This window comes from Bartonella sp. HY761, assembly GCF_026743145.1.
Lineage (GTDB): Bacteria > Pseudomonadota > Alphaproteobacteria > Rhizobiales > Rhizobiaceae > HY038.
This window is the reverse complement of sequence record NZ_CP104887.1, coordinates 2497940-2524433: the sequence shown is the minus strand read 5'-3', so window position 1 is coordinate 2524433 and position 26494 is coordinate 2497940. Positions and strand designations below refer to the sequence as shown.

At 37.9% G+C, this 26494-nt stretch carries 19 protein-coding genes; 10 read left to right on the top strand and 9 right to left on the bottom strand.

Annotated elements, in window-relative coordinates:
• Window positions 1-1179 precede the first annotated feature (1179 nt).
• Complete coding sequence (locus N6A79_RS10935) at window positions 1180-1593, top strand: cytochrome c oxidase assembly factor Coa1 family protein (protein ID WP_315973311.1); 414 nt, start codon at window positions 1180-1182, stop codon at window positions 1591-1593.
• Window positions 1594-1722: 129 nt separating this feature from the next.
• Here N6A79_RS10935 and N6A79_RS10930 read toward each other — a convergent pair whose 3' ends face one another.
• Both N6A79_RS10930 and N6A79_RS10925 read right to left on the bottom strand, forming a co-directional pair.
• The gene (locus tag N6A79_RS10930) at window positions 1723-2829 is read right to left on the bottom strand and encodes a tetratricopeptide repeat protein (protein ID WP_262080639.1); all 1107 of its coding nucleotides are present in this window, start codon (window positions 2827-2829) and stop codon (window positions 1723-1725) included.
• On the bottom strand, window positions 2829-3488 hold the full coding sequence (locus N6A79_RS10925) for a thiamine phosphate synthase (RefSeq protein ID WP_268545961.1): 660 nt from the start codon (window positions 3486-3488) through the stop codon (window positions 2829-2831). The genes N6A79_RS10930 and N6A79_RS10925 overlap by 1 nt, the downstream gene beginning before the upstream one ends.
• Window positions 3489-3955: 467 nt before the next feature.
• On the opposite strand from N6A79_RS10925, the gene N6A79_RS10920 reads away from it, so the two are divergent.
• The gene (locus tag N6A79_RS10920; protein ID WP_262078606.1) at window positions 3956-5170 is read left to right on the top strand and encodes an OpgC family protein; all 1215 of its coding nucleotides are present in this window, start codon (window positions 3956-3958) and stop codon (window positions 5168-5170) included.
• Between the two features lie 443 nt (window positions 5171-5613).
• The gene (locus N6A79_RS10915; protein WP_182417658.1) at window positions 5614-6183 is read left to right on the top strand and encodes a DUF1465 family protein; all 570 of its coding nucleotides are present in this window, start codon (window positions 5614-5616) and stop codon (window positions 6181-6183) included.
• Window positions 6184-6438: 255 nt separating this feature from the next.
• Here N6A79_RS10915 and hemA read toward each other — a convergent pair whose 3' ends face one another.
• Window positions 6439-7728 carry a 5-aminolevulinate synthase gene (gene hemA / locus N6A79_RS10910; protein ID WP_262078605.1) on the bottom strand — a complete coding sequence of 430 codons (1290 nt, stop codon included), beginning with the start codon at window positions 7726-7728 and terminating at the stop codon, window positions 6439-6441.
• A gap of 473 nt (window positions 7729-8201) precedes the next feature.
• Between hemA and N6A79_RS10905 the strand changes: the two genes are divergently transcribed.
• Both N6A79_RS10905 and N6A79_RS10900 read left to right on the top strand, forming a co-directional pair.
• Complete coding sequence (locus N6A79_RS10905; RefSeq protein ID WP_268545960.1) at window positions 8202-10376, top strand: esterase-like activity of phytase family protein; 2175 nt, start codon at window positions 8202-8204, stop codon at window positions 10374-10376.
• A gap of 441 nt (window positions 10377-10817) precedes the next feature.
• The gene (locus N6A79_RS10900; protein ID WP_268545959.1) at window positions 10818-13055 is read left to right on the top strand and encodes an excinuclease ABC subunit UvrA; all 2238 of its coding nucleotides are present in this window, start codon (window positions 10818-10820) and stop codon (window positions 13053-13055) included.
• A 435-nt stretch (window positions 13056-13490) separates the two neighbouring features.
• Here the strand turns inward: N6A79_RS10900 and N6A79_RS10895 are convergent, their stop codons facing one another.
• From N6A79_RS10895 to N6A79_RS10875, 5 genes are all read right to left on the bottom strand, one after another.
• On the bottom strand, window positions 13491-14069 hold the full coding sequence (locus N6A79_RS10895) for a hypothetical protein (protein WP_268545958.1): 579 nt from the start codon (window positions 14067-14069) through the stop codon (window positions 13491-13493).
• A gap of 76 nt (window positions 14070-14145) precedes the next feature.
• Window positions 14146-15336, bottom strand: coding sequence for a succinyl-diaminopimelate desuccinylase (gene dapE / locus N6A79_RS10890; protein WP_268545957.1), 1191 nt, complete (start codon window positions 15334-15336; stop codon window positions 14146-14148).
• Between the two features lie 133 nt (window positions 15337-15469).
• Window positions 15470-16168, bottom strand: coding sequence for a polysaccharide deacetylase family protein (locus N6A79_RS10885; protein ID WP_268545956.1), 699 nt, complete (start codon window positions 16166-16168; stop codon window positions 15470-15472).
• Entirely contained in the window at window positions 16169-16897 is a 729-nt protein-coding gene (locus tag N6A79_RS10880) for a glycosyltransferase family 25 protein (protein ID WP_268545955.1), read from the bottom strand.
• A gap of 235 nt (window positions 16898-17132) precedes the next feature.
• Window positions 17133-17792: a GcrA family cell cycle regulator gene (locus N6A79_RS10875; RefSeq protein ID WP_182417647.1), complete on the bottom strand. Its 660-nt coding sequence runs from the start codon at window positions 17790-17792 to the stop codon at window positions 17133-17135.
• Between the two features lie 973 nt (window positions 17793-18765).
• Between N6A79_RS10875 and N6A79_RS10870 the strand changes: the two genes are divergently transcribed.
• The 5 genes from N6A79_RS10870 to proP all read left to right on the top strand — a co-directional run bounded on the left by N6A79_RS10870 (window position 18766) and on the right by proP (window position 25132).
• Entirely contained in the window at window positions 18766-19947 is a 1182-nt protein-coding gene (locus N6A79_RS10870; protein WP_268545954.1) for an aspartate aminotransferase family protein, read from the top strand.
• A 27-nt stretch (window positions 19948-19974) separates the two neighbouring features.
• Window positions 19975-20892 (top strand): ornithine carbamoyltransferase, encoded by a 918-nt coding sequence (gene argF, locus N6A79_RS10865; protein WP_262078590.1) that lies wholly within the window; start codon window positions 19975-19977, stop codon window positions 20890-20892.
• Window position 20893: 1 nt separating this feature from the next.
• A complete protein-coding gene (locus N6A79_RS10860) occupies window positions 20894-21877 on the top strand; it encodes an Hsp33 family molecular chaperone (RefSeq protein ID WP_182417644.1) in 984 nt (327 codons plus the stop codon).
• Between the two features lie 289 nt (window positions 21878-22166).
• Window positions 22167-22697 (top strand): DUF533 domain-containing protein, encoded by a 531-nt coding sequence (locus tag N6A79_RS10855; RefSeq protein ID WP_268545953.1) that lies wholly within the window; start codon window positions 22167-22169, stop codon window positions 22695-22697.
• An 815-nt stretch (window positions 22698-23512) separates the two neighbouring features.
• Complete coding sequence (gene proP / locus N6A79_RS10850) at window positions 23513-25132, top strand: glycine betaine/L-proline transporter ProP (protein ID WP_268545952.1); 1620 nt, start codon at window positions 23513-23515, stop codon at window positions 25130-25132.
• A gap of 588 nt (window positions 25133-25720) precedes the next feature.
• Here proP and N6A79_RS10845 read toward each other — a convergent pair.
• On the bottom strand, window positions 25721-26176 hold the full coding sequence (locus N6A79_RS10845; RefSeq protein ID WP_268545951.1) for an SH3 domain-containing protein: 456 nt from the start codon (window positions 26174-26176) through the stop codon (window positions 25721-25723).
• Window positions 26177-26494 lie beyond the last annotated feature (318 nt).

Genomic DNA, 26494 nt, shown 5'->3' with positions numbered 1-26494 from the left:
TCATTTACTTTTCAATCATCTATATCTGCATGAGCGCATATTCCATTTACAATATCGAAACTACAAATTTGTAAATCGAAATCAAATCTATCATAAAAGTAATTTATCGACGTATCTGACATTTTTGATAAAAGATAAAAATATTTACCGCTACTATCTTTAAATTCTTTATCATTAAAAGAGGTTGAATATTTGGAATCGATAACTGATAAAATATATTTTGATTAATATCATTGCTTTCTATGCTAAATTTACAAAAATATATTTTATCTTTTATTTCCAAATTTTCACAAACTTTTTTTCTTTTTCATCAATTTCAATTATTGTTAATAGGGAAATGGTTTTATCATTTTTATGCATTTCCAACCTATTAATACAATATGAATGTGCTAAATTGGCTAATAAAAATATTAAAAAAATTATTATAAAGTTAAAACTAAGCCTTTTCGTAAATTGTTCTAATTCTGTATAAATATCTTTTCTATTATAGCAAATTGTATTTCTAAAATAAAAATTACATGTGCTGTTTAAACCCATTCCATATATGTGTTTAGGAGAAAATTTTTCTTCAACACCTAAATTTATATTTTCATATTTTAGTACTTCTTTATAAATTTCCTCTTTATTTCTAAAATTGATTATTTCTAATTTGTTAAAATTTAATATATAAATATTTGAAAAAGCGTGATCTTGCTCTGCATTGCTCAGATTAAATATTGCAATTGTATAACTTATAATGCTATTATTACTTTTATTTAAGATTGTAAGTGGAAAGTAAATATAATTTCCATATTGTCTAAAAACTGGTAGTCAGTTTACTTCTAGTAACTTAATATCATTTTTGATAGATACAATATAATAATTTTTTCCATGAAAAAAATTATTAATTGAAATGATCTCTTGCGGTTGATCTGCAGCAAAAGCCTTATTGGGAATACACACCATCGCCAAATTTAAAAATTCAATTACCATCTGTAGGCGAGCAATTTCCTTTTGCATAAAATTGATGAGGCGGAAATGGATTGCCCTAAAATCTTCCTTGATTATTGTATATAGTGGCATTGCTGAGCGACGAAATATGTATATCACGATAAATGTATAGGTCCTGACCCTAGATAATATACAATAGGCTACTTTGACATTATTTATATATTTTAAATAGAAGTTTGAAAGAGCAAGATGGCGGCCGAAAATATTAATATACAAACAATGAACAGTTCGTTGCAGTTCAAGTTAAAATGGTTGTTACCAATAATAATTCTCGGTAGCACTTTATTTATTGTTATTGGGTTCTTTTTCACCATTATGAGCTTTATGCAATCTGCCGATGCGTATCAAGCAGGTGTGGCAGCAGCCCAGAAAAATATTACAGTTATTAATTTAATTGGTGAACCAATGGAGCCTGCCGGCTATTTTACAGGCTCTATTACCGTTCACAATTCAAATGGCAGCGCTGATATTGCCATTTCGATTAAAGGTTCTAAAGGGACTGGTACGATATATGTTAAGGGTGAGAAAAAGTTTGATATCTGGAATTACTCCACCATGGTATTTCGCCTTGATAGCGATAATTCGCTCATTGAGCTGCAATAATGATGACTTTCGATGCTAAGGGTCGATATTTAGAAAATTTATCAATTTGCGGAAATGCTCTAAGCCATCATAGTCCTCTAATAACTAGACTGTCGCAGATGATAGTTTGAAATAATTATTTGAAAACCCTTACGGGTTGAATAAAAGCGTATCAATACGAGCTTTTGCCTCATTTAATTGTTGTGGTGAAAGCTTTTTCATGATTGCGTCAAGGTCGGTAGCACCTTGGTTTCCTTGCTGAGCTAGGAGATACCAACTTGCACCCATTACCGGATTTTTTTCAGTGCCAACACCGTTAAAATAAAAACGAGCAAGGTGAACTTGGGCTACAGGTACATTATTAACTGCAACCAACTTAACCAATATAAATGCGCCCTTTTGGTCAACTGGTCCACCGCGTCCGTCAATCTTCCATTTTGCAAGTTCCAATTGGGCTGAGACACTTCCTAAGTTAGCGGCACTTTCAAGCAATGCACGGGCGGCATATTCATCGGGCTTAACTGTTTCAGTTCCCACAGCAAGAATCTCTGCTGCGGAGTAAAGGCTATACGCATCTTTGGCAACTGCGCCTTTTAAAAACCAGATAAGGCCAATATCAAGCTTATCTTTTTCGGGAGCTAAACTCATCAAGATTTGTGCATAATAGTAGCTAGCACGAGGCACGCCAGCCTTTGCAGATTTTTCAATATATTGCGCGCCAATTTCTTTTTGAGCTTCATCTTTTGAGTCGTTAAATAAGTTAACGCCATAATATAGGGCGGCATGGGGGTCGCCCAAGTCAGCGGCGCGTTTAAACCAATCCGCAGCTATATCTGAATCCCTTTCAACCACTTTGCCTTCCAAATATAGCATGCCTATAAGTGTCATTGCAGCAGGGTCGCCTATTTCAGCGCGTTTTTTGGCTTCCTCTAAAGCTTTCTTATATTGTCCTACATCATAGGCGCTATAGGCTGCATCATAGTCACCAGCTTTAAGAATGTGCAAGGGGGCATCAGTTATTGCCTGATTTTCTGATCCTTGATTTTCATTTGTAGATGAATTGCTTGATAGGGTATTGGATGCTGGTTGGCGTGACTGCCCTGTTGGTGTGCCACTATGAATAGGGCCATGAATATCATTGGCGCTAGCTGGAACTGTTTCCATCACCATTACATTGGGCGTATTTTGTGCAAAACCAAATGCTGTTCCGCTTAAAAGGAAAGCTGTTGATACTACCAGAAAGCCGAATACCCGCATCACTCGTCATTATCCCCTAATTTTGGTGCATGTTCATCAAGCAGCTTATTGGCTGCAATAATATTTTCCACCATATCACTTGTTCCAAAGATAGCCTCTTCTAAAACAATAAATTCTGCTCCTGTTTTAGCAATTGTTTCAATACTTGCCAAGCTATTACCCGCTTGAATAAGCGCAGGCACTTCCATCATTGATGCCCACCATTCACCAAGATTGATGTTACGTGAATGGGCTTCAGGCTTTTTATCAGCGCCAAGCTTGCCAAACATCATATAATCGGGCTCTAATTCGCCAATTTGCATGGCGCTATGGCGGTCACGCAAATTAGCAAAGCCAACCATCATTGATGATTGATGCTTATCAATTGCATCTTTTAGATCTTCTATACTGGTTTCAATATGTAGACCATCTGCTTTGACACGCCCAGCAATACGGCTATCACCGGCGATAATTGCCGCAACGCCAGCATTTTGTATGATTGGAACCAAAGCTTCAGCATGTTTTTGAAACGCAGTTTCATTTTCGTCTTCGCTATAAAGAATAAGCGAGGCAACATCGCCAGCCTTTAAAATATCAGTCATTTGTTGTGGTGATATATTGCGTGTCGTTGAAAGGGCTAAAACAATGCGGCAGCGTTCATGTGACTTGTTGACGGACATATTTTATTCTCCTGCCGATGTTAAATATTGCCTTTATAGTCGTTTATTTTAATCTTGCAAATAAAACATATGCAAGAGATAGTTATTGATAATAAGAATTTAATGATAATGCGTGATTTAGCTTCATATTTAGAGTTCCAACTCGCTTAAAAGTGTTCCTTTTCCAAGATTATAAAGCAAATTGTTGTTTTAACCGATGTAGTGGTTTTAACCGAACGAATTGCCATTTAAATATATAAGACAATTGCATTTTACTAAGTTTATTCCATTTCGCGAAGTTTAATAAGGGCAAGTGATCTACAATCCGTCTTCAAGTTTTTGGCGAGTTTAAACGGTGCATTTTAACTAAGATTTCAAATGATAATGAAAATTGATGGGTAAAGCACATTTTAGGACTACATTTTGTCAATCCATAGTTCTAATTATAACACGAGCACAAATTGCATGTGTTGTATGGAGTGATTGATTTGAATAAGGCGCCTAATTTTTCTCAAAAACCAGCTGTAAAACGCGATACTCGTATTGATGTATTGCGGGCTTTGGCGCTTTTGACCATTTTTATCAACCATGTTCCTGGCAATATTTACGAAATATTTACCCATAAGAATTTTGGCTTTTCTGATTCGGCAGAGGCTTTTGTTTTAATGTCTGGTATTGCGGTTGGTCTTGCTTATGGTAAAAAATTTGTACCTGGTAATCGCTTGTTGCTGACTTTGAAAATGTGGAAACGTAGTTTTACACTTTATTCGGCACATATTTTAACCACGCTTGTCACTATTGCAATTTTTTGTGGTGCAGCCTTATTTATGCATCATCCCAATTTGTTAACCCAAATCAATATTGCACCTTTGATGAAAGAGCCTGCAAAAGCAATTTTTGGCATTGTAACGCTTGGTCATCAATTGGGATATAATAATATTTTGTCGCTTTATCTGCTGTTGATGCTTGCCGCACCTTTGATGCTGTTTTTAGCACGTAAAAGCCTTGCTTTACTTTTAGTGGTTTCTGGTAGCCTCTACTTATTTTCTGCGCTTTATGGTGTTGCGCCAATTAACTATCCTAATGCCGGTGTTTGGTTTTTAAATCCGCTCTCTTGGCAATTTTTGTTTGTTATTGGCGTTGTTGTGACTATGCATATCAAAAATGGCGGCAAATTACCAGCTCACCCTATGCTTGTCTTATCTGCAATTGGTTATTTGCTTCTTTCATTTTTTTGGGTAAAGGCTAGCCTTTGGTGGATTGACCCAACAATGGGATTACCGCACCGTTTAACTGGTTTTGATAAGACATATGAATCTTTACCACGTCTTTTACATGTTTTAGTGCTTGCCTATGTTATTGCAATTTTCCCACGCATTTCTAACTTTTTCCGCTGTTTGCCAACTAATCCATTAGCCATTTTGGGTAAATATAGTCTTGCCGTATTTGTTACTGGTACTATTTTGGCTATGGCAGCACAGGTGTTGAAGCAAGTTAATCCAGGCGGTTTGGTTTTTGATAGTTTGCTCATTGCAACAGGTATTGTTGTGCAATTTACTATTGCTTATTATTTTGAATGGCTTGCAATGATTAAGCTTGCAGCAAAACAAAAGCAGGTGGAAGTTGTACCAGTTGGTGCAACAACAACCGATGGCGAAATTTCACTACCACAACCTATCGCCAATGTCCTTAAAGCCAGTTAATCTTTATTAACCTTCATTTTGCTTAATTGTGTGCAATTGTTTTCTAATATGCCTTTCAAGGTGAAATGCTATTATAAAAGGCGATAATTGATGCATGGAATCGCTAGAAAGATTGTTTTGCCATCCAGAGTTTGGGGCTTTGTTGGTGGTTAAATTATAATTACTATTTGATTTACGTGTTATTTTATAAATAAAATTCAAAAATGAAGGAACCAATTTCGGGCAGCTTGCGTTGAATATGCAATAATTGGGTTGTTTTGAATATCATCAATAATGCAAATACTTTTGTATTACTCAGTTGATTGATAGTTCTGCATGTGGTGTTTTTTTAAATGCCAATAGCGATATAACCTGTTTTCAACCAAGAATAGTTGATGCAATTGTTTTAAAAGCAATTTGCCTTAAATATGCTTGACTTTTTTGCTTCAATAAAGGTCTTTAATATGAATATGGTAGCCGCATGGCCTAAGGATAGTCAACAGGTGGGATCGCATCCGTCAAACCGCGCAGATAGATCAGGCAACATGGTTGTATTAATGGAGCATGAGGCTTTTAATACAACATTCAAAGCACTTTATCAGCGTGGCATGCAATTAATTGAAGAAGTTGGTCATTATATTAATGAAGATGGTCGCGCGGCTATGTGTTGTTTGCCAGATGATGCTGCAGCTCTATATTCAACGGAAGCTATCCATTTAGGTTCACGTTTGATGCAGGTTGCTTCATGGCTATTGCTAGAGCGTGCTTTGCGTGATCGCGATATGAAGCCAGATTACGTTGCCAAAGAAAAGAAAAAAATCAAACTAAATTTAGAATATCCGAATTTTGATCATGAAGCATGGAACGAATTACCAGAAAAATTTCGTGATTTAGTAACTGAGTCCATACAATTGCTTGAACGTGTGCGTCATCTCAACAATGAAGATGATATTTTTGAGCAGAAAAATGAAAGCGCTGATGTGATAAAATCGCAGTTGATCCGTCTTGAGCAGGCTTTTGGTGTTAAAAACTAAATAAAAATTATCCTTAGATAATTGTTGTCTTAAATAATTTGGATGAGTTGATCCAAATTATCTAAGATTTTTATTGATTTATAGACAAGCAATTTTTGAATGAATGCTGCATTGCTTGGTGTTGTAAAACCAACAGCTCAGTGTTTGGAATGCTAACTTTAAGGCTTGTGGTATTCAAAATATGCTTTTTCCAATCTATTAAAATGCCTAGATTTTATATCTAGGCATTTATGGATAAAAGAAATTTAAAATATTTTAACCGCCAGCTTGTGATAAAGCGAGCGGAATAATACGGGCATTTTTTGTTTGCTCGTCACTATTTTGTGGTGCATCTACCGCCTTAAATGGAATGCCCAGCGCAGTCCAAGTCTCAATTAAAGCTTCCTTTAGGTCCTCAATCAATGCATCGCTATGATAAGGTGTTGGCGTAATGCGTAAACGCTCAGTGCCGCGAGGTACTGTTGGGTAATTGATTGGCTGAATATAAATATTGTGCTTTTCTAACAAGCGGTCAGTTGCCTTTTTGCAAAGATCAGGATTGCCAACCAAAATTGGCACTATGTGGGTTTCTGATGGCATAACAGGAAAGCCAGCTTCGCCCAAAACATCCTTAGCTTGCTGCGCTTGGCGTTGTTGCATGTCACGCTCAACTTGTGATGTTTTTAAATGACGAATAGCCGCCGTTGCTGCTGCCGCAATTGCTGGTGGTAGAGCTGTCGTGAAAATAAAGCCTGGAGCATAAGAGCGAACGGCATCAATAATTGCTTTATTACCAGTAATGTAACCACCTAGCGCACCAAAGGCTTTTGCTAAGGTGCCTTCAATAATATCTATGCGGTTGCAAAGATTGTCTCGGTCAGTAATACCGCCGCCGCGCTTGCCATACATGCCAACAGCATGAACTTCATCAATATAGGTCATCGCATTATATTTGTCTGCAAGATCAGCAATTGCTTCAATTGGTGCAATGTCGCCATCCATGGAGTAAACCGACTCAAAGGCAATAAGTTTCGCACGTTCATTGCCTGCAGCTTTTAACAAGCTTTCCAAATGTTCTAAATCATTATGGCGAAAAATCTTTTTCTCTGCACCTGAGCGACGCACCCCTTCAATCATCGAGGCATGGTTAAGCTCGTCAGAAAGGATAAGGCAATCGGGAAGAAGGCGCCCTATAGTAGAAATAGCGGCTTCATTGGATACAAAGCCTGAGGTAAAGACAAGACCCGCTTCTTTATTGTGAAGGTCGGCAAGCTCGTTTTCAAGTTCTACCAAAGGGTGGTTATTGCCAGAAATATTGCGTGTGCCACCTGCGCCGGCGCCAGTATTACTGGCGGTTGCACACATAGCTTCAATGACTTTAGGGTGTTGCCCCATACCTAGATAATCATTAGAACACCAAATTGTAATTTCGCGCTTTTGGCCGCCATTGCGCCAGAGTGCACGTGGAAATGCGCCAACAATTCTTTCAATATCGGCAAACACACGATAGCGTTTTTCCTGATGTAATTGGTCAATTGAGTCTTGGAAAAACTTATTATAGTCCATCTTTTAAAGCTCCCGGCAATCGGCGAGAAAATCTTCTACAATTTGGTCGTCAATGATAGCGTTGTCATTATAGATTAATAAAAGCAAACATACATTGCTTATTGTGTTAGTGCTTTGGCATCAATAGCAGCAATAAAACAGGTGTTTTTTTGTCGCATATGTCCTTATACCCGATTTTATTGGAGTTATTCTAATAAAGTCAAGGGTAAACACAAAGCGTGACGTTAAAATGATTAAATTTTAGCGATATTTTGGCAAAATCTATCCTGTTGGGTTGTTAGATAAGCAATTGCAGTTGGCGCTTACAATAAGTGCTTTTATCGACAACGAGTTCTATGGAATAAAACTTCGCGACATTGTCATGCGCATGTAACATCAATGGTTGATGCATAAAATAAGTAAAATTGTTGATAGAAATAATAATGATTTTTCAATTGTTTTATTTCCTAAAGCCACGTTATCAAGGGTTAGTCATGTTTTGTTTTCGTTTATCATTTACTGCCATTGCCTTGCTTTTGGCTACAAGCTATGCCCAAAGTGAAGAAGTGTTTAATCGGATTGCAAGTTTTCCGGTTCATCACAATCAGGCTGATAAAGCCACCAAGACTTCAGCTGAGATTATATCGGCAAGTGAAGACGGTAATGTATTGGTCTATTCGGATAGCCCATCAGGTGCGATTGGATTTATCGATATAGCCGATCCCCAAAAGCCGCAGCCCTTAGGATTGGTTAAAACCGATGGTGAGCCGACATCTGTTGTTTTTGCCGGTAAAAATGTGCTTGCGGCAATCAATACTTCAAAATCTTTTAAAGATCCGTCAGGCGAATTATTGACAATTGATTTCGAAAAAAAGTCGATAGAGGCGAAATGTGATCTTGGTGGGCAACCAGATTCAATCGCGGTTAATCATGATAAAACTCTACTCGCTATTGCTATTGAAAATGAACGTGACGAAGATTTAAATGATGGAGCTTTGCCGCAGATGCCCGCGGGTTTTCTAATTCTTGGTAGCATTAAAAATGGCGTGGTTGATTGTTCTAGTTTAAAAAGAATTGACTTAACCGGCCTTGCCACCATTGCTCCAGAGGATCCGGAGCCTGAATTTGTTAGCTTTAATAGCAAAAATGAAGTGGCAGTAACCTTGCAGGAAAATAATCATATTGTGATTGTTGATGGCGTAAGTGGAAAAATTCTTTCGCATTTTTCGGCTGGTAGTGCAGATCTTGAGAATGTAGATATGAAAAAAGATGGTCGTCTTGATTATTCTCAAAATGCGACAGGAATTTTACGTGAACCAGATGCGGTAAAATGGCTGGACGATGATCGTATCATTATCGCCAATGAGGGCGACTATAAGGGCGGTTCACGCGGTTTTACTGTTTTTGATAAAAGTGGCAAGCTTTTGTTTGAAAGTGGTTCGTCCTATGAGCATATTTTAGCCCGTGCAGGGCATTTTCCAGAAAGTCGCGCTGATAAAAAAGGGGTGGAACCAGAAGGCCTTGAAGTTGCCCGCTTTGGCGATGTTAATTATATATTTGTTTTAGCAGAGCGCGGCAATGCAGTTGGTGTCTATAAAGATACAGGTGCCGAACCTGAGTTTGTACAAGTTTTGCCATCGGGCATTGCACCAGAATCGGCAGTTGCAATACCGTCTCGTAAATTATTGGTAACTGCAAATGAGGCTGATCTTGGTGAAGATGGTGGACCGCGCTCTCATGTGATGATTTATGAACTTCAACAAGCAAAAGCGAATTATCCAACGCTTGTTTCCAAAGACAAAGGTAAAGATATTATTGGTTGGGGTGCTTTGTCAGGGCTTGCGGCTTCAAGCGAAAAGCCCGGCCTTTTATATGCGGTAAGCGACTCTTTTTATAATGCCGCTCCGACAATTTATACCATAGACGCAACCACTAAGCCTGCAACAATCATTGACGCGGTTATTGTTAACGAAAATAACAAACCTGCTGCAAAACTTGATTTGGAAGCGATTGCGCTGGATGGTGAAGGGGGCTTTTATCTTGCTTCTGAAGGTAATCCTGAAAAAGAAATTGATAATGCGTTATTACATGTTAACGCAAAGGGTGAAATTTTAGAAAAAGTAACTCTACCAAAGGAATTAGTCGAGCATGCAACCCGTTATGGTTTTGAAGGTATCGCTGTAGAGGGCGAGGGGGAAAGGCGGAGGATTTGGCTTGCTATCCAGCGGCCATGGAAAGATGACCCCGAAAATATGAGTAAGATTTTAGCCTATTCGCCATCGCAAAAAACATGGCAGGTCGCTCATTATCCACTTGAAAAGGTGGAAAAAGGTTGGGTTGGAGTTTCAGAACTCGCCATTCAATCAGGGCAGCTTTATATATTGGAGCGTGATAATCAAATAGGTGAAAATGCTAAGATCAAAAGACTTTATAAAACTGATATTGCATCATTAAAAACAGTTCCGCTTGGTGAAACGCCGCCAGTTTTAAGTAAAAAATTAAGCTATGATTTCTTAAATGACCTAGCCCAGTTAAATCACGGCTATATTCTTGATAAGATTGAGGGGGTCGCTTTTGATGTTGATGGTAATGCTTTTGCTATAACGGATAATGATGGATTAAAAGACGCCTCAGGTGAAACATTGTTCTTTAGCTTTAAGCCAAATTAAAGAATATTAGGCATTGAAATATAGAGGCTGCCTTGGAAATTTCTAATGGCAGCCCTATTATGAATAATTATTGTTCTATAATTTTGTTTTAATTTCAAAACCTATAAAATTCATGAAAAAACATAGTCATTTTAAAAATGCTTTTGATGAAATCAAACCCAACAAAATCAGTCATTGATTATCAAAATAAGTTCTTCTTAAAAATGTATATTTTTGAGATGATTTTTTATACAAACTAAGCATTTCATTGCAAATTACAGCTTACAATTTTATCAGTAAGGGCGTATCAAAAAAATCTTTAATCTTGTGAACAACTATGGCTCCTTAAAATAGGCAAGCATAGTCTTAAGCTTTCATATTTTTTACGTTAACACAGATTACGAATAACATTTGCGGCAAGGCCCATTGTTTTGGTTAATGTTATTCTTGAAGGTATTTTAAATGGATAAAAGATTGATAAATGTTGTCAACGCAACAGAAAACAACCTAAAAGGTGTATCGGTTACAATACCCAAAAATGTGATAACAGTGATAACTGGTGTGTCAGGGTCTGGTAAATCATCGCTTGTTTTTGATACGATTGGTGCTGAATCAAGGCGTGAATTAAATGAGACATTTCCAAGCTTTGTGCAACGGTATTTACCACGATATGAACGGCCTCATGTTGATATCATTGAAAATTTACCTGTAACTATTATTATTAACCAAAAAAGATTGGGTGATAATGCGCGTTCCACCTTAGGGACCTACACTGATATTTACACGTTTTTACGGTTGCTGTTTTCTCGCATTGGGCAACCATTTGTAGGCTATTCTGATGTATTTTCTTTTAACCATCCAAAAGGTAAGTGCGTAAAATGTGATGGTTTGGGCGTCTATCGCAATATCATTCTTAATAAATTGGTAGATTTCGACAAATCTTTAAATGATGATGCAATAGACTTCCCAACCTTTCACCCTGGTGCATGGCGTTGGAAACGCTATGCCTATAGTGGTTTATTTGATCTAGATAAAAAGATCAGTGATTATTCACCCGAAGAGTTAAAGCTTTTTTTGTATTCACCACAAATTAAACTAAAAAATCCTCCTGAAATATGGCCGGTAACAGCTAAATTTGAGGGGATTGTACCGCGTATGGAGCGCAGTATTATTAATAGTGATGAAGGAAAAAGGCACGCTAAACGTGTTGATGAATTTGTCGTTGAAGAGACGTGCCCTGCATGTCACGGCACGCGGGTCAATGAAAAAATTCAAAGTTGTAAAATCAACGGCCTTAGTATTTCTGATATGTGCTTGCTACCTTTAACTGAATTATTGGATTTCATCGAAGAAATTAAACACCCACTTGCCGGTGATATTAAAATTGAAATTCGTAACCGTTTATCAGCATTGATCAACATTGGTTTGGGCTATTTAACGCTTAGCCGTGCGACGGGCACATTATCAGGTGGGGAGGGACAACGTGTTAAAATTGCGCGTCATATTAATAGCGCTTTATCAGATATTTTATATGTCCTTGATGAACCAAGCATTGGCTTACACCCAAAAGACATTGAAAATCTTACTAAATCGTTGTTTCATTTAAAATCACGTGGTAATTCGATTTTGATGGTCGAACATAATCCCGCATTAATTCGAATTGCTGAACATATTATTGATATGGGGCCAGGTGCTGGGGAAAATGGCGGACAAATTGTCTATCAAGGCTCAATTGATGGTTTAATGAAAGCTGATACCTATACGGGTAAAGAGCTGCGGCAAACCATGCCTATAAAAACCAATGCGCGTACACCAATAAAATGGATTGAGCTTAAAGACATTAATTTTCATAATATTCAAGGCCTATCTGTTGATATGCCTCTTGGTGTTTTGACAGTTATCTGCGGGGTAGCAGGTTCGGGAAAAAGTTCATTAATGGATGTTTTATTGCGCAATATTACACAGCCCGTTATTGCTATTTCGCAAAAACATATTGGTATTAGCATTCGCTCGACCTTATCTACATACATGGATATTAATGACCATATTCGAAAACTTTTTGCGCAGGCCAATGATGTTGACCTTGCCTATTTTAGTTACAATTCAAAAGGTGCTTGCCCGATCTGTAAGGGAAAGGGCGTGATTGTAACGGATATGTCTTTTATGGATGATATTAAAACCGTCTGTGAAAGTTGTCATGGAGCCCGTTACAATGATAAGGTCTTGAAATATAAATATAGAGGTAAAAATATTGCCGAAGTTATTGCCATGTCCGTGACTGAAAGCATCGCCTTTTTTAGTGATGAACCTTTTGTGGTTTTGTTACAAGCATTAGAAAAAGTTGGTTTGGATTATATACGTTTAAATCAAGCTTTATCAACCTTATCGGGTGGTGAGCTACAGCGTTTAAAATTGGCTTCCTATTTAAATAAAAAAGGCACATTATTTGTGCTTGACGAACCGACCGTAGGGCTGCATATGGAGGATGTCAAAAAGCTGGTCAAGCTGTTTAATCAACTTGTCGAAGACGGTAACTCAGTGATTATTGCTGAGCACAATTTAAGTGTTATCAAGCAAGCGGACTGGCTTATTGAATTAGGCCCAGAGGCTGGCGCTAAAGGCGGCAAAATTATTTATAGCGGCGCCTTAAAAGATATCCATAATTCAAGCTCTAGTATTACTAGGCAATTTTTACTTTAAAAGGCCTTGTCGCAAATATTATTTTTATTCTGGATTAACAAAAATAATATGTTAATTTGAGCTATTTTTGCTCTTTAGGATCTAACTATTTTATAAAGCCATAAATGCTAGCAAGATTAAAGAGCAAATTATTTCAGTATAGAAAAGGCGGTTGGGCAAAGAATAATTTTAAGGCCAATTGTATGAGTTGAATACATTACCGCTGTGACTATCTTGCCAGCTACAAACAAGGCTCTTAGCTATTGTTTAAGTTACCTAGATATTGAAGAACGTTTATTAAAGCCAGCATGATGGTCTATCAGTGCACGCACTAAAGATAATAAACGGCTATTGAAATATGTTGCAAAACTTGAAAAACGATTGCGAAATTTCAAAAAAATCCCATTGCGGTTCTACCCTAATTTTAGACTATATTGATGAGACAGATATTAAAATTCAAGAATTCCAGCCGAATAATTGGATAATCATCATTTCAGCAAGAACCGATGTGAGAAAATAAAGTAAAAACAAGCCAATGGTAAAGCCAAAGCTTTCTTGTAATACGGCATCAAAAACACGAAAGCTGATATAAATTAAAAAAATCAATAAGAAAAGGATAGGGAATAGCAGAATATCTGCCCCCTCAGGAATAAGTAAAAGCAGAATTGAGACAGGCAGTGAACAAAGATTAATAAATGCCTGTAACCAATTATACGCAATAGTGAATATAATAAGCTTGCTTTTAAAGTTTAACATGTTTGCTAAAGCAAAAATAATGAGCAGTGGCAAAAACCAAGATGTTAACAAAATCAGACTTTGACCAAAGATAATCTCAGCAAGATCATGACCCTTTTCGTCAAAATGAGCGCTCATAGCTGCATCTATAATTAAAATAGGAATTGCAACGAGAATAGCTTTGAAGGATAGCCAAAATCCGCGCGATGTCAGGTCAAGCTCGTCAAGTCTTTCATATTGGCCGATACCAATTTTAAAAATGCTGATTAAGCGCTTTTTAAGAGTTTCAATATCAAGCATTTTTATTGGCTATCCTTTGGTTTTAAGCAATGATGTATTTTTTAGGAATGCTAAAGCATGCCGTCGTTACTCATCACTATGCGAAAAATGCATCTAAAAATTTTTCATAAATTTGGGTTAGCTTTTCAAGGTCATGGATGCTTACACATTCATCAATTTTATGCATTGTTTGTCCAACCAAACCAAATTCAACGACTGGACAATAATTTTTAATGAAGCGGGCATCTGATGTGCCACCAGACGTGGAAAGTTTGGCTTCACTTCCAGTGACTTCCTTAATGGCCTTATTCAAAGAATGGATTAGTGTTTCATCATGGGTTACAAAGACATCGGCGGGATTAGCAAGCCAGTTAACACTATAAGCTATAGTGTTTTGTTTTTCTTCGTTCTTAAATTGGCTTGCAGCTTTTTCTAGACGCTTAATTATTTCTGCCTGTAAGCTATCTACATTCCAACAATCATTATAACGTATATTAAAGCGGAAGCTTGCCTTACCGGGTATGATATTGGTTGCGTTATTACCAGTATCGATAGTGGTTAGTTCTAAATTGCTTGGCTGAAATTGCGCAGTGCCTTGATCTAGTGGGATTGCAATTAGGCTATGGGCAAGTTGTAACAGATAAGGTAGTGGATTATTGGTAAGGTGGGGATAGGCAACATGGCCTTGCTGACCATTAATGCTAACAACCCCAGACAGTGAACCGCGCCGGCCATTTTTAATCATTTCACCAAGAAAATTTGGGTTTGTTGGTTCACCAACAAGCGCGCTATCCCAAGTTTCTCCTTTTATTTTGGCCCATTCTAACAGTTTTACTGTGCCATTAATTGCAGGCCCTTCTTCATCACCAGTAATCACCAAGGAGACACTATTATTGAAAGGCTTGTCCAGTGGTTGTTTGTTTAAAAAACGTGCAAAAGCCGCAAGAAAACAAGCAATACCACCTTTCATATCTACCGCGCCACGGCCATAAAGAAGGTCATTTGCAATGTCGGCAGCAAAAGGTGGGTGGCTCCATGATTGTTCATCACCTGTTGGCACAACATCGGTGTGTCCTGCAAACATTAAATGCCGTCCGCCTGTTCCAAAGCGGGCATAAAGATTTTCAATATCAGGTGTATTTTCTGCCTTAAAAATTGGTCGCTCTACTTTAAAACCAAGATCTTCACCGATATTTTGCAAAAGAGATAAAGCACCGCCCTCATTTGGGGTAATAGATGGGCATTGAATTAGCTTTTGCAAAATATCTACTGGGTTTTCAAGATTCATGACGTGCCTTCTGTAAAATAGTTAGCGTGTAAGTTTGGGGCTTATAAAACTTTAAATAGGGCTATATTATTTTTAGCCTTGCGGCTAGATAATTCTACTGGCGATATTCTCAACCTTTTTTTTAAAATTTTAATCAACGGATTAAGCATTTTAGTAAGAAATGAAAAGCGCTATCATTACGCCGCACGCTGTGGCGCGGTAATTCAAAAGCATTATCTTGGCTTTTTGCGCGTCCGCGCCGTGTCGTAACGGCATTGCTATAGCCGGCTTGCTGCACAATGTCGCGAATCTCGTCATTTTCATCGCCATAAGGATAGGCGAAGCTTGATAGATTAATATTCAAGGCTGTTTCTAGCTTTTGTTTTGATTGATTGATTTCAGTAAAAGCCATGTCACTTGATAATTGGCTCAAATGAGGATGGGTTAAGGTGTGGCTGCCAACTTCATGACCATGGCTTAACCATTGCTTTACCTGACCAATATCCATGCATGCTGCGCGTTTGGCTTTTGGATTATCCCAATTATTTTGGCCGGCTATCTCATCTGCAACAACATAGTTGGTGGCAGTAAAGCCATATTGATTAAGAATAGGCATAGCGTTTTCAAAAACTGAAAGAAAACCATCATCAAAAGTAATTACGGCGATGCGGCCTTTTTTCTGCTCAAGAATATAAGGCATTGCATCCTTAAGCGATAGCCCTTTAATGCCAAGACGATTAAGCCAAGCCATTTGTTTCGCAAAGTTTTTTGGGCTAACATAATTGCTGCGCGATGGTGTACCTGATGGTGGAGGCTCATCTATATGATGATATAATAAAATAGGAACGGCCATCTATAAACTCCTTTGCCGAGATAGGCGTGCTATGTGCTTACGGTAAAGAGGGCGCAAGATTTCACGGCGTAATTTATCTAGAAACCGTGGTTTCTTTTGCACTGTTGACCCGCCAAGCGAGGCAGAAATTTCGCTAACGCCGCCTGGCAAAATTGATAATGGCCTAACATTTGTTAGCCAAAACATTTGGACAGTTGTATCAACGGGGCGATCAAATTGCATTGTTGCGTCTAAAAGTTTTTGAGCGCAATTGCGGCCGATATATTGAGCAACCTGACCAAGCCCAACAGGGCAGGGTTCAATCAACCGGTGATTTTGATTTTGTGCAAGTATTTTGCCGGTTTCGCGTTCACGAAAGGGAAAGCGGATATAAGTATCCTCATTCATAAAAGGTAAAGCGGTTGCAAAGCTTAATTCAAAGTCTTTGGTTAAAGTGATGTCATCTTCAAAAACAAAAGCGCCGTTTATATCTTGGTCAACAATTTCTTGCCATGCTTTACGATGCGATAAAAAACATGCAATTTCAGTGCGTGATAAAGTAAATGGATAAAAGGGTTGGTGGATCTTCGCCTTGTAATGACTATCAATCACGCTTTGATTAAGTGCATTGGCGTCAATTGCAGCAGTGATTTCACTGGTAAAAGGCAAAGAAGCGATTAATGCTTCAACCTGGGCTTGACGCTCTTTGGCGCGTTCTAAATGAATGATGAAAGCCTTTATTTTTGACATGATTTATTCACCATCATTTTTTTGCAATCCTATTTGACTCTATTCCCTTAAATATGGCGTTTATCATAATTGCTACAAGGATAAACTGTCAAACCGCTTTTAATTTAGTTTATTGGCAATAAAGTGTTGTTTAAATCTTAGGTAAAAGAACAAAAGCAAAAAGCGAAAGGTGCATTGCAACCTTTCGCTTTCATTTAAATTATTTCTTTATGTTCTAAATTACTATGGTCTGACGCTAGGCGCGAACGCGGCGGCGGTCCGAAATTGGTTGAAAAGCAATTTTAGAATGAAAGCTGCAATAAGGACTAGATTCACCAGAATCTGCACCACAAAAATGGAAGTCTTCATTAAGCGGATCGCCAATTGGCCATTTACATGTGCTTTCAGTCAATTGCAAAAGCGTTAAATTGCGCTTCATGGGCACAACTTTGCTGTCAGTTAATGACGCATCAAAATCGGCGGCAGCATTAGCAGCAAAATCGACCTTGACGCTACTTGTTGAAAACGTCGTTTGCGGACGTGGTTCGCGCTCAGCTTGTGGCGCTGCACGCATAGTTGATGCAGCTTCCATTTTGCGAGGGCGTGCATCGCTTGCGATTGGTTCAACTCGCGGCGTTGACTTTTCAGCCACAGGGCGAGCAACGCGTGGTGCAGAACTTGAAGCTGTTTGCTTTACTGTTTCTTCAACGGCTGGTGCACTGGTTTGTGTTGTAGCCTTAGGTGCACGTGGTTGCGCCTTGGTCGTTTTACCTCTGCCCGACAATTTCAGGCGGTGTACCTTACCAATAACAGCATTACGGCTTACGCCACCAAGTTGCGCAGCAATTTGGCTTGCGCTTAAACCTTCGGCCCAAAGCTTAGTTAAAAGCTCGACACGCTCATCTGTCCAGTTCATACCAGGACTCCATTATCTCTTTCGTGCATTTTCAATTAAACTTATCCGCATATTGAATGTTAAACAAAATAAAATCCCCAAATTGGGCGGTGCTCCAAGTTTGATTTATCGTGCTAACCATATGTTATGTAAGTAATCCAAATGCACCACTATATGTGGTTATATTAATCTTAAGCTACATATTGTAGGACTTCAAGGCAAGATGTCTTGTTTATATCTCACAGCTTTCATTTGGTTTTGGTCAAGTTTGATAGACTTTGCCACAAATTATTGTCATGTTGATACATATCAAATGCGCAAAACATAACAAATTGATTATACATTTGCATCTTTACCCAAAATTAGCAGTTTAAAAACATCTTAAAACAAATATTTGCTCCCTCACTATCAAAGCTTTTTAGTTTTTGAAATTGAAAAAGTGCTTTTTGTTTACTAAGTGAACTTTAAATAGGGGTTCATCCCTTATTTTGCAATCGTCAATTTGCATTTACAGGATTTAAATTAGCGCTACAGCATAAAATCTCTGTAAAATTATGAAGTTGATTTATAAAAAGATAGGCGTATCGCATCAATAAAATTATCATATTTATATTGCGATATTAGATATTATTGCGGCTGTAGCACTTTTTATAATTAACTGAGTTTTGATATGTTCCCAAAAATAAAACTGATTAGATGAAAATTTATCAATTATATTTTAGCACGCAACCTATGATGTTTACTAAAATTTGTGTTCTGTAAGGTGCATCTTGATCATATTTTATGGAAAAATCAAAAAAGTTCTAACTTCTCTCCTCCTTTTTTTAAAGCCTGATTGACATTTTATCTATCGGGCACAATAGTGATTTTAACGCTCGATTACATGGATATTGGTTGCCCAATTTATCAATCTATTAACATGTGTCAGTTTTCTTTTAGGTCAAGATCAAGACCGCTATTATAATTAATTTTAAACAGTTGGAGACTAAAAAATATGAAAACGCCTGATGCCTCACCGCTCTATGATACATTTGCTCGTATCAATTTGCGCTTTGAGCGAGGAGAAGGGCCATGGCTCTATACGCAAGAAGGCGATCGATATTTAGACTTTACGTCTGGTGTGGCGGTTAACGCTCTTGGTCATAATCATCCCCATTTGGTTGAAACTATGAAACGGCAGATTGAAAAGGTTTGGCATCTTTCCAATTTGTTTGAAAATCCATTGCAGGAAAAATTAGCACAGCGTCTTTGCAATGCAAGCTTTGCTGAAAAGGTATTTTTTGCCAATTCAGGTGCTGAAGCGATTGAATGTGCGATTAAAACTGCACGGCGCTATCATTACGTTAACGGTAATCCAGAGCGTTATCGCATTATTACTTTTGAAGGGGCTTTTCATGGTCGCACCCTAGCAACCCTAGCTGCTGGTGGGCAAGAAAAATATCTTGAGGGTTTTGGGCCAAAGGCGCAGGGTTTTGATCAAGTGCCATTTAGTGATAATGACGCACTTAAAGCAGCTATCAATCATGAAACCGCCGCTATTTTAATTGAGCCGGTGCAGGGTGAGGGCGGTGTGCGTCCTGTGCCCAATGAAACAATGCAGATGTTGCGGGTATTATGTGATGAACACGGTTTAATGCTTATCTTTGATGAAGTGCAATGTGGCATTGGTCGAACGGGTAAATTATTTGCTTATGAGTGGACAGGTGTTACACCTGATATTATGGCAATTGCCAAAGGTATTGGTGGTGGTTTTCCGGTTGGGGCTTGTCTTGCAACTAGCGAAGCGGCAAAGGGAATGACAGCAGGTAGTCACGGCTCGACCTTTGGTGGTAATCCACTCGCTATGGCGGCCGGCAATGCAGTGCTTGATATTATATTGAGTCCGGGCTTTCTTGATCATGTTAATCTTATGGCTAATGAATTAAAGCAAGGTCTAGTTGCCATAATTGATACCTATCCTCATATTGTTGATGATGTGCGTGGTAAAGGTCTATTGACTGGTTTACATTGCGTGATCCCTAATACGGATCTTATCGCTGCATTACGCCAAGAAAAATTATTAACCGTTGGTGCTGGTGGTAATATTGTACGTTTCTTGCCACCACTAAATGTTACGGCTGAAGAAATACGCGATGCGTTACAACGGGTTGAAGCAGCCCTTAATCATCTAAAATAATCAAAAATTCAGGGAAATTAATAAAAAATGGTTGATAATACTCGTAGCTTTACCGATCTTTCCGCTTTTTCCGGGGAGGGTTTACGCGCTATTTTAGATGATGCCAAATTTATGAAGGCTGAATTAAAGGCAGGCCGCCGTACAAAACCTTTAGCAGAAAAAGTTTTGGCAATGATTTTTGAAAAGCCGTCAACGCGTACCCGAATTTCTTTTGATGTTGGCATGCGGCAATTGGGCGGTGAGACTTTGATGTTAACCGGTTCTGAAATGCAGTTAGGCCATAGTGAAACCATTGCAGATACAGCGCAAGTTATTTCACGTTTTGTTGATATCATCATGATCCGCACAACGACACATGATCGTATGCTGGAAATGGCTCAATATGCAGGCGTTCCGGTTATTAATGGCTTGACTGATGATACCCATCCTTGCCAGATTCTGGCTGATATCATGACCTTTGAAGAACATCGTGGCCCAGTAGAAGGGAAGACCTTTGCTTGGATGGGCGATGGTAATAATGTTCTTCACTCCTTGATTGAAGCGGCAACACTTCTTAAATTCAAGCTGCGCATAGCAACGCCAGAGGGAAGCGAACCACAGCAAAAATTTGTGGATTGGGCCTTGGAGCGCGGCTGCGATATTGAGTTGACAAGAGATGCACAAAAAGCGGCAACAGATGCAGATTGCATCGTAACCGATACTTGGGTTTCCATGGGGCAAGAATTTCGTGCTCGTGAAAATGAAATCTTCATGCCTTATCAAGTCAATGAAGCTTTGATGGCGCTTGCCAAACCTGATGCATTATTTATGCATTGTTTGCCAGCCCATCGTGGTGAAGAAGTCGTTGATGGTGTGATTGACGGTCCTCATTCTGTTGTTTTTGACGAAGCAGAAAACCGTTTGCACGCACAAAAAGCCATTATAAAATGGTGTATGGAGTCATAAGTTGACACAAAAGTCAGAATTTAGAGATGAAGAAGTAAGAATAGGCGATTATGTTTTTGCCGGCGATGATGCAGTCGTGCCTTTTGAGGTTGAACGCCTTGATGCACGCGGTCGGGCTGTGCAACTGGGCGCCTCGCTTAATTCCATTCTTGATCGTCATAACTACCCTTCAGTAGTTTCAAAACTATTGGCCGAAGTTATGGTGCTTACTATTTTACTTGGTAGCTCACTAAAATTTCAAGGTAAGTTAATTGTGCAGACAAGCTCTAACGGGCCTGTTAACCTTTTGGTCTGCGATTATACAACGCCAGCTAATTTGCGAGCCTATGCCCGCTTTGATGAAGATGCGCTAAATGATGCAATTGCCGCAAATAAAACCTCGCCTGAAGAGCTGTTGGGGCAGGGCACCATGGCTCTAACTGTTGATCAAGGTGCAAATATGCAGCTTTATCAAGGTATTGTTGCGCTTGATGGTTCTAATTTGCAAGAAATTGCAGTGAATTATTTTAGGCAATCAGAGCAAATTCCAACGCAAGTGCGCCTTGCCGTTGCCGAGTTGCATGACCGTGACAGCAATGGTAAAGCACGTGTGTCATTGCGCGCTGGTGGTTTGTTGGTGCAGTTCTTGCCGCAATCTACTTTGCAGATGGGGGAAGATGCAGGAGAACAAAAGAAGCATCAAGAAGCCCATTGGGAAGAAGTGGAAGCTTTGGTCAATACGGTTGAAAGTGATGAATTGACCGATCCTGATGTTCCTTCAGAGCGTTTGTTGTATCGCTTGTTCCATGAACAAGGGGTGCGCGTATTTGAGGCAACAACTATTATTGATGATTGCTCATGCTCACGCGAGAAGATTTATGATGTATTAAGTACTTTGAGTGCGGAAGAAATTGCCGATAGCACCGAAGATGGTAAAATATCCGTCACCTGCGAGTTTTGCTCTACTCATTATGATTTTGATCCTGCAGATTTTTTGAAGAGTTAATTTTTTCGCTAATCTTCAGATTTATTTTATTTATGGGTTTGAAAAACTACTTTTTTGAGAATTTTAAAATGGGCGTTACCTGTAGGCAACGCCCATTTTAGTTTCTATGCTGCTTATTCATATTTTACGCAAAGGTACAGGGTAAATCGCGGTATCGAACTTTTATTTTTTAATACAAATATAATTAATAAAATAATTTTTTTATGGAACTCAAATCGGTGTCGATCGTTCTAATTTAGCATTTTGCAAATTATTTATTGCTGTTTAGCTAATAGGGTGGATACAGATCATGGGTATATCGATTTTCAAAAATATAACTTCGCAGCAAAGCAAGGATTTTTGGGAGCAACATATTGCTTCGTCAGATGGTGTTAGCGTGAATGAGACAAATAATGGTCTTATCGATTACGCGAAGGATATAGACACTTACAACTTCGACTCCGCCTTTTTTATAATTCCTTTGTTGCGTTCAAAAATTCATGAAGCTAAAAGCTCTCATCACATAAGCAGTGAACAGAAAGAAGAAATTGTAGATTTGATCTATAATTCGGATCTTGGTGATTATTACAAAAAATCGCTGATAGATCATTTAGAAAGCCCTATCAATCTTGATGCGGTAATTGATGAAGCAAAAGCTAACTCCTATTACACAAAAGCTTATTTTTCTAGTTTGCTAACATCGTCATCAGACGAAAAAGACCATCTATTGGAGCTTCGGTCGCAAATTTCCTTGTCTGACACGGAATTACAGAAAATTGCGTTTGATATGATTACCTTGATGCATAATAATCACGGCGTACAACTAACCAACGAAGATTAATTTGCATGCCCCAAGTAAAACACAAAAGTAAGTGGAATTTTTCATTACTTTTGTGTTTTTTAACAATTATTAAACAGGGTTTGGGCTAATACTTTTATATTTCGTTTTAAAGCATTCATAGCCATAAACATTTTATAGCCTTTATATTAAAGTTACACACTAATATAAACATATATTTATATCCGTTATTGCAAAATATTTAATGGTTAAGTTGCTAAGACTTAAAATTAACTTTCTCATTGTGATATTAAAATAAGAACGCATTATTGAAGTTAAAGTAAATATAAATAAGTTTAGTATTATATTAAAATAATTAAATATAATATTGTAATTTATTATTGCAAAACATTGATATTTATCAAATATGTTATTCTGACATTATTATTGGATTTATTTGCAATGTCCCTAGACTTTTGCATTTTTCACACTAATTGAAAATATCAAACGAATTGAAAATATTAAACTAATCGAAAATAAATATCTTTGAAAATGCAATATATGGCGTTTTATTTTTTACAACGGCATAAATATATGGCGGATTAAAAATTTGCTAGAGTTTTAATAATTATATTAAAATTAATATTGGAAACTGACTTATAGCCCTGTTTTCGTATAATTTTATAAAAAAATTAAAAAACTTGAAATTTTGAAATTAATGTGTTATAAAGATGGCTTATTTGTGAAACTTAGGGAATTTGTCTATTTGACAATACTTGTTATTTTGTAGGCATTTTTAAGAATTTATATTCTTATACTTTGCATTTTTGCGTCTCCCTTTAACTCCACTTTAATGTAATTAAAATAGAGAGTAAGATATGTCTCAAGCAGAGCAACAACCGTTAAAGGTTGATGATATTCCTATTGTTAGTAATAGTGAATTGAAAAAGGTTATTTCGGCGACAGGACTTGGCAATGCAGTTGAGTGGTTTGATTTTAGTGTTTATGGGTTTTTAACCGTTATTATTGGTAAGGTGTTCTTTGCCGACGCATCGCCCACCATGCAGCTAATTTTTACCTTAATGCTCTTTTCTGTGCCTTTCCTGTTTCGACCATTAGGTGGCGCAATTTTCGGTATTTTGGGCGATAAGATTGGCCGCAAATCTATTCTTTCTTTTACTATTATCATGATGTCGGCTAGTACTTTTTGTATTGGCATCATACCATCTTATGAAAAAATTGGCCTATTTGCGCCGTTTTTATTACTACTTGCAAAGATTATTCAAGGGCTTTCAGTTGGCGGTGAATATTCAGGTGCGGTTGTGTTCGTTTCTGAATATTCTCCCGATAAAAAACGTGGTTTTTTAGCAAGTTGGTTGGATTTTGGTTCAATTGTTGGCTTTTTGGCTGGGGCTGGTACCGTTTCACTCTTGTCGGCAGTGCTAGGCACTGAAAACTTGGAAAGCTGGGGGTGGCGCATTCCATTTCTGTTGTCTCTACCTTTGGGTTTTATCGGCCTTTATTTACGTAAATCTCTTGATGAAAGCCCAACTTTCCAAAATTTGGAAGAATCTGACCGCGATAATGCAACATCAGTCAAAAAGATTTTTATGGATAATTGGCTCAACATCGTTTTGAGCTGTGGCATTGTGATTGTTACCAATACTACTTATTATATGTTGCTTACCTATATGCCCAATTATCTTGAGGTAAGTTTGCATTATAATTACGATCATAGCATGTTGATTATCATAATTGTAATGGCTTTTATGTTGTTTATTCAGCCATTGGTAGGGTTCTTAAGCGATAAAATTGGACGTAAGCCTTTCCTCGTTGGTGGTGCTTTAGCATTGCTTATACTAGCTGTGCCAAGTTTTTGGCTAATCCAACATCATAATGTATTATTTATAGCATTGGGCTTTACTATTCTCGCGCTTATTCTTTGTTGTTTTATTGGTGTCATGGCATCTGTTTTGCCCGCATTGTTTCCAACTGAAGTACGGTTTAGGACGCTAGCTATATCGTTTAATATTTCAGTTATGGTTGCTGGTATTACACCGCCTTTAGCAGCTTATCTTGTTGCTCAAACAGGCAATCTTTATATGCCTGCATTCTATCTAATGGTTGTTGCCGTAATCGGCTTAGTGGTTGGTATGAAAGTGCATGAAACAGCTAATCAGCCATTGATGGATGCGATACCAGTCGCCTCGTCTCGTTCTGAAGCTAAACAAGTTTTGGCCGAGCATTTTGATCGTATTGAAGAAAATGTAAACGCGATTGAGGATAAGATTTCTGGTCTTGAAGATAAAAAGCAAGAACATTTTGAAAAGGCCGAGGAAAATATCAATGCTATTGATGACAAAATATCTGGTCTTGAGGATAAAAAACAAGAGCACTTTGATAAAGTTGAAGAGAGCATCAGTGCAATTGATGATAAAATCGCAGAATTGGAAGAAAAGCGTCAGGAATTGATTGATCAACATCCAAAACTAAGCTGATAATTCTTACATGAAATTAGGGGCAGAACTCGTTAATTTAAATGAAATGGTATGAGGAAATTTTTGAGAGAACAAGAGAAGAGCGGCTGAGAAATATAAGTATTTTCAAGGCTCTTTGATAAAGTTATCGCGAAAATTTTCTTGTATCTTAAAAGGACACAAAAACAGCCGTACTCTACTTTGTCGTAAAGCTCAAATGGGTATACCACTCATTTTTTGCTTTCCGTCTCTTTATATCAAAATTGTATATTTTGCTGTTTATTGGGCTTGTTTCTTTAAATTAATAGGTCTTGCCCCTAAACCCATATGATTAAAATAGAGCCATATACCTCAAAGATATGTTTCTTAGTGGTATATGGCTTTTATTTTGAGTGAACATTGCAAAAGACTAGTTGGTTATTTAAGTTTCGTTTACGAATTTATGGTTACTTTCGAGCAAATTTTGATGGATTGATTATTTTTGAGTGCTGCACGAAAAAGCTATTGGCTAGTCAATCTTGAAGCAAAAAAAGACCTATCTGATCGATCATGAAATCAGATAGGCCAATTGGTTAGCTTGATTTTAGCTAGCGGGGATTTTTGAAATTTTTAACGCAAATGCTGTGGTGCAATTTTAGCAACATTAATGCGGCTTTGGTTTGCGGCCTTTGCTTCTGACTTTTCAGGAACAATAGTAATTGAAATATTTAAGCCAGCAGATGCGGTACGGCCACCTGTTGCGCCAGCACTACCACCTGCACCACCGCTAACTGCCATTGAGCGCGCACGGCTATTTACAGCGGCTAATTGCGTTGAAAGCTTATTGGTTTCAACCCAACCTTTTTGATTTCCAACAGTCACATAGCACCAAGCTGAATTGCAAACACCAACATTAACTTCAGTTCCCTTAGCAATTGTGCTTGTTATAGCGGCACCATTTGCAGGTGCATTATGCAATGATAAGGCAGGGGCTGAAATTGTGGTTGCTTGTGCTGTAAAAGTGCTACCGATTGCAGCAATTGCTAGAGTTGAAGCAACGATAATTAATTTTGCAAAACGGTTCATGATCTTAATCCTTTAATTTTTATGGAAGAACCGCACAAACCCATAATTTTAAGCAAAGCTTCTCTATTGGCGAAAACTCGTTTCGCGCTTATTTGCTTCAAATTTTGACAAGGTTAGACTGTTAACGGGAAGCGTTATTGGCTTCCTGTTGTTAAATTCTTCCGGTTTATTCGATTAATTGTTGAAGCTGCCTTTTAGTAAAGATTGGCTTATTTGCCATTTGTCAGCCTTTGTACCTAGATAACGGCGCAGCTTAAAAAAGGTTTCAAGATTTTTTATAAATATAGAAATATTTTTTGACTGATTATATTAGATTTT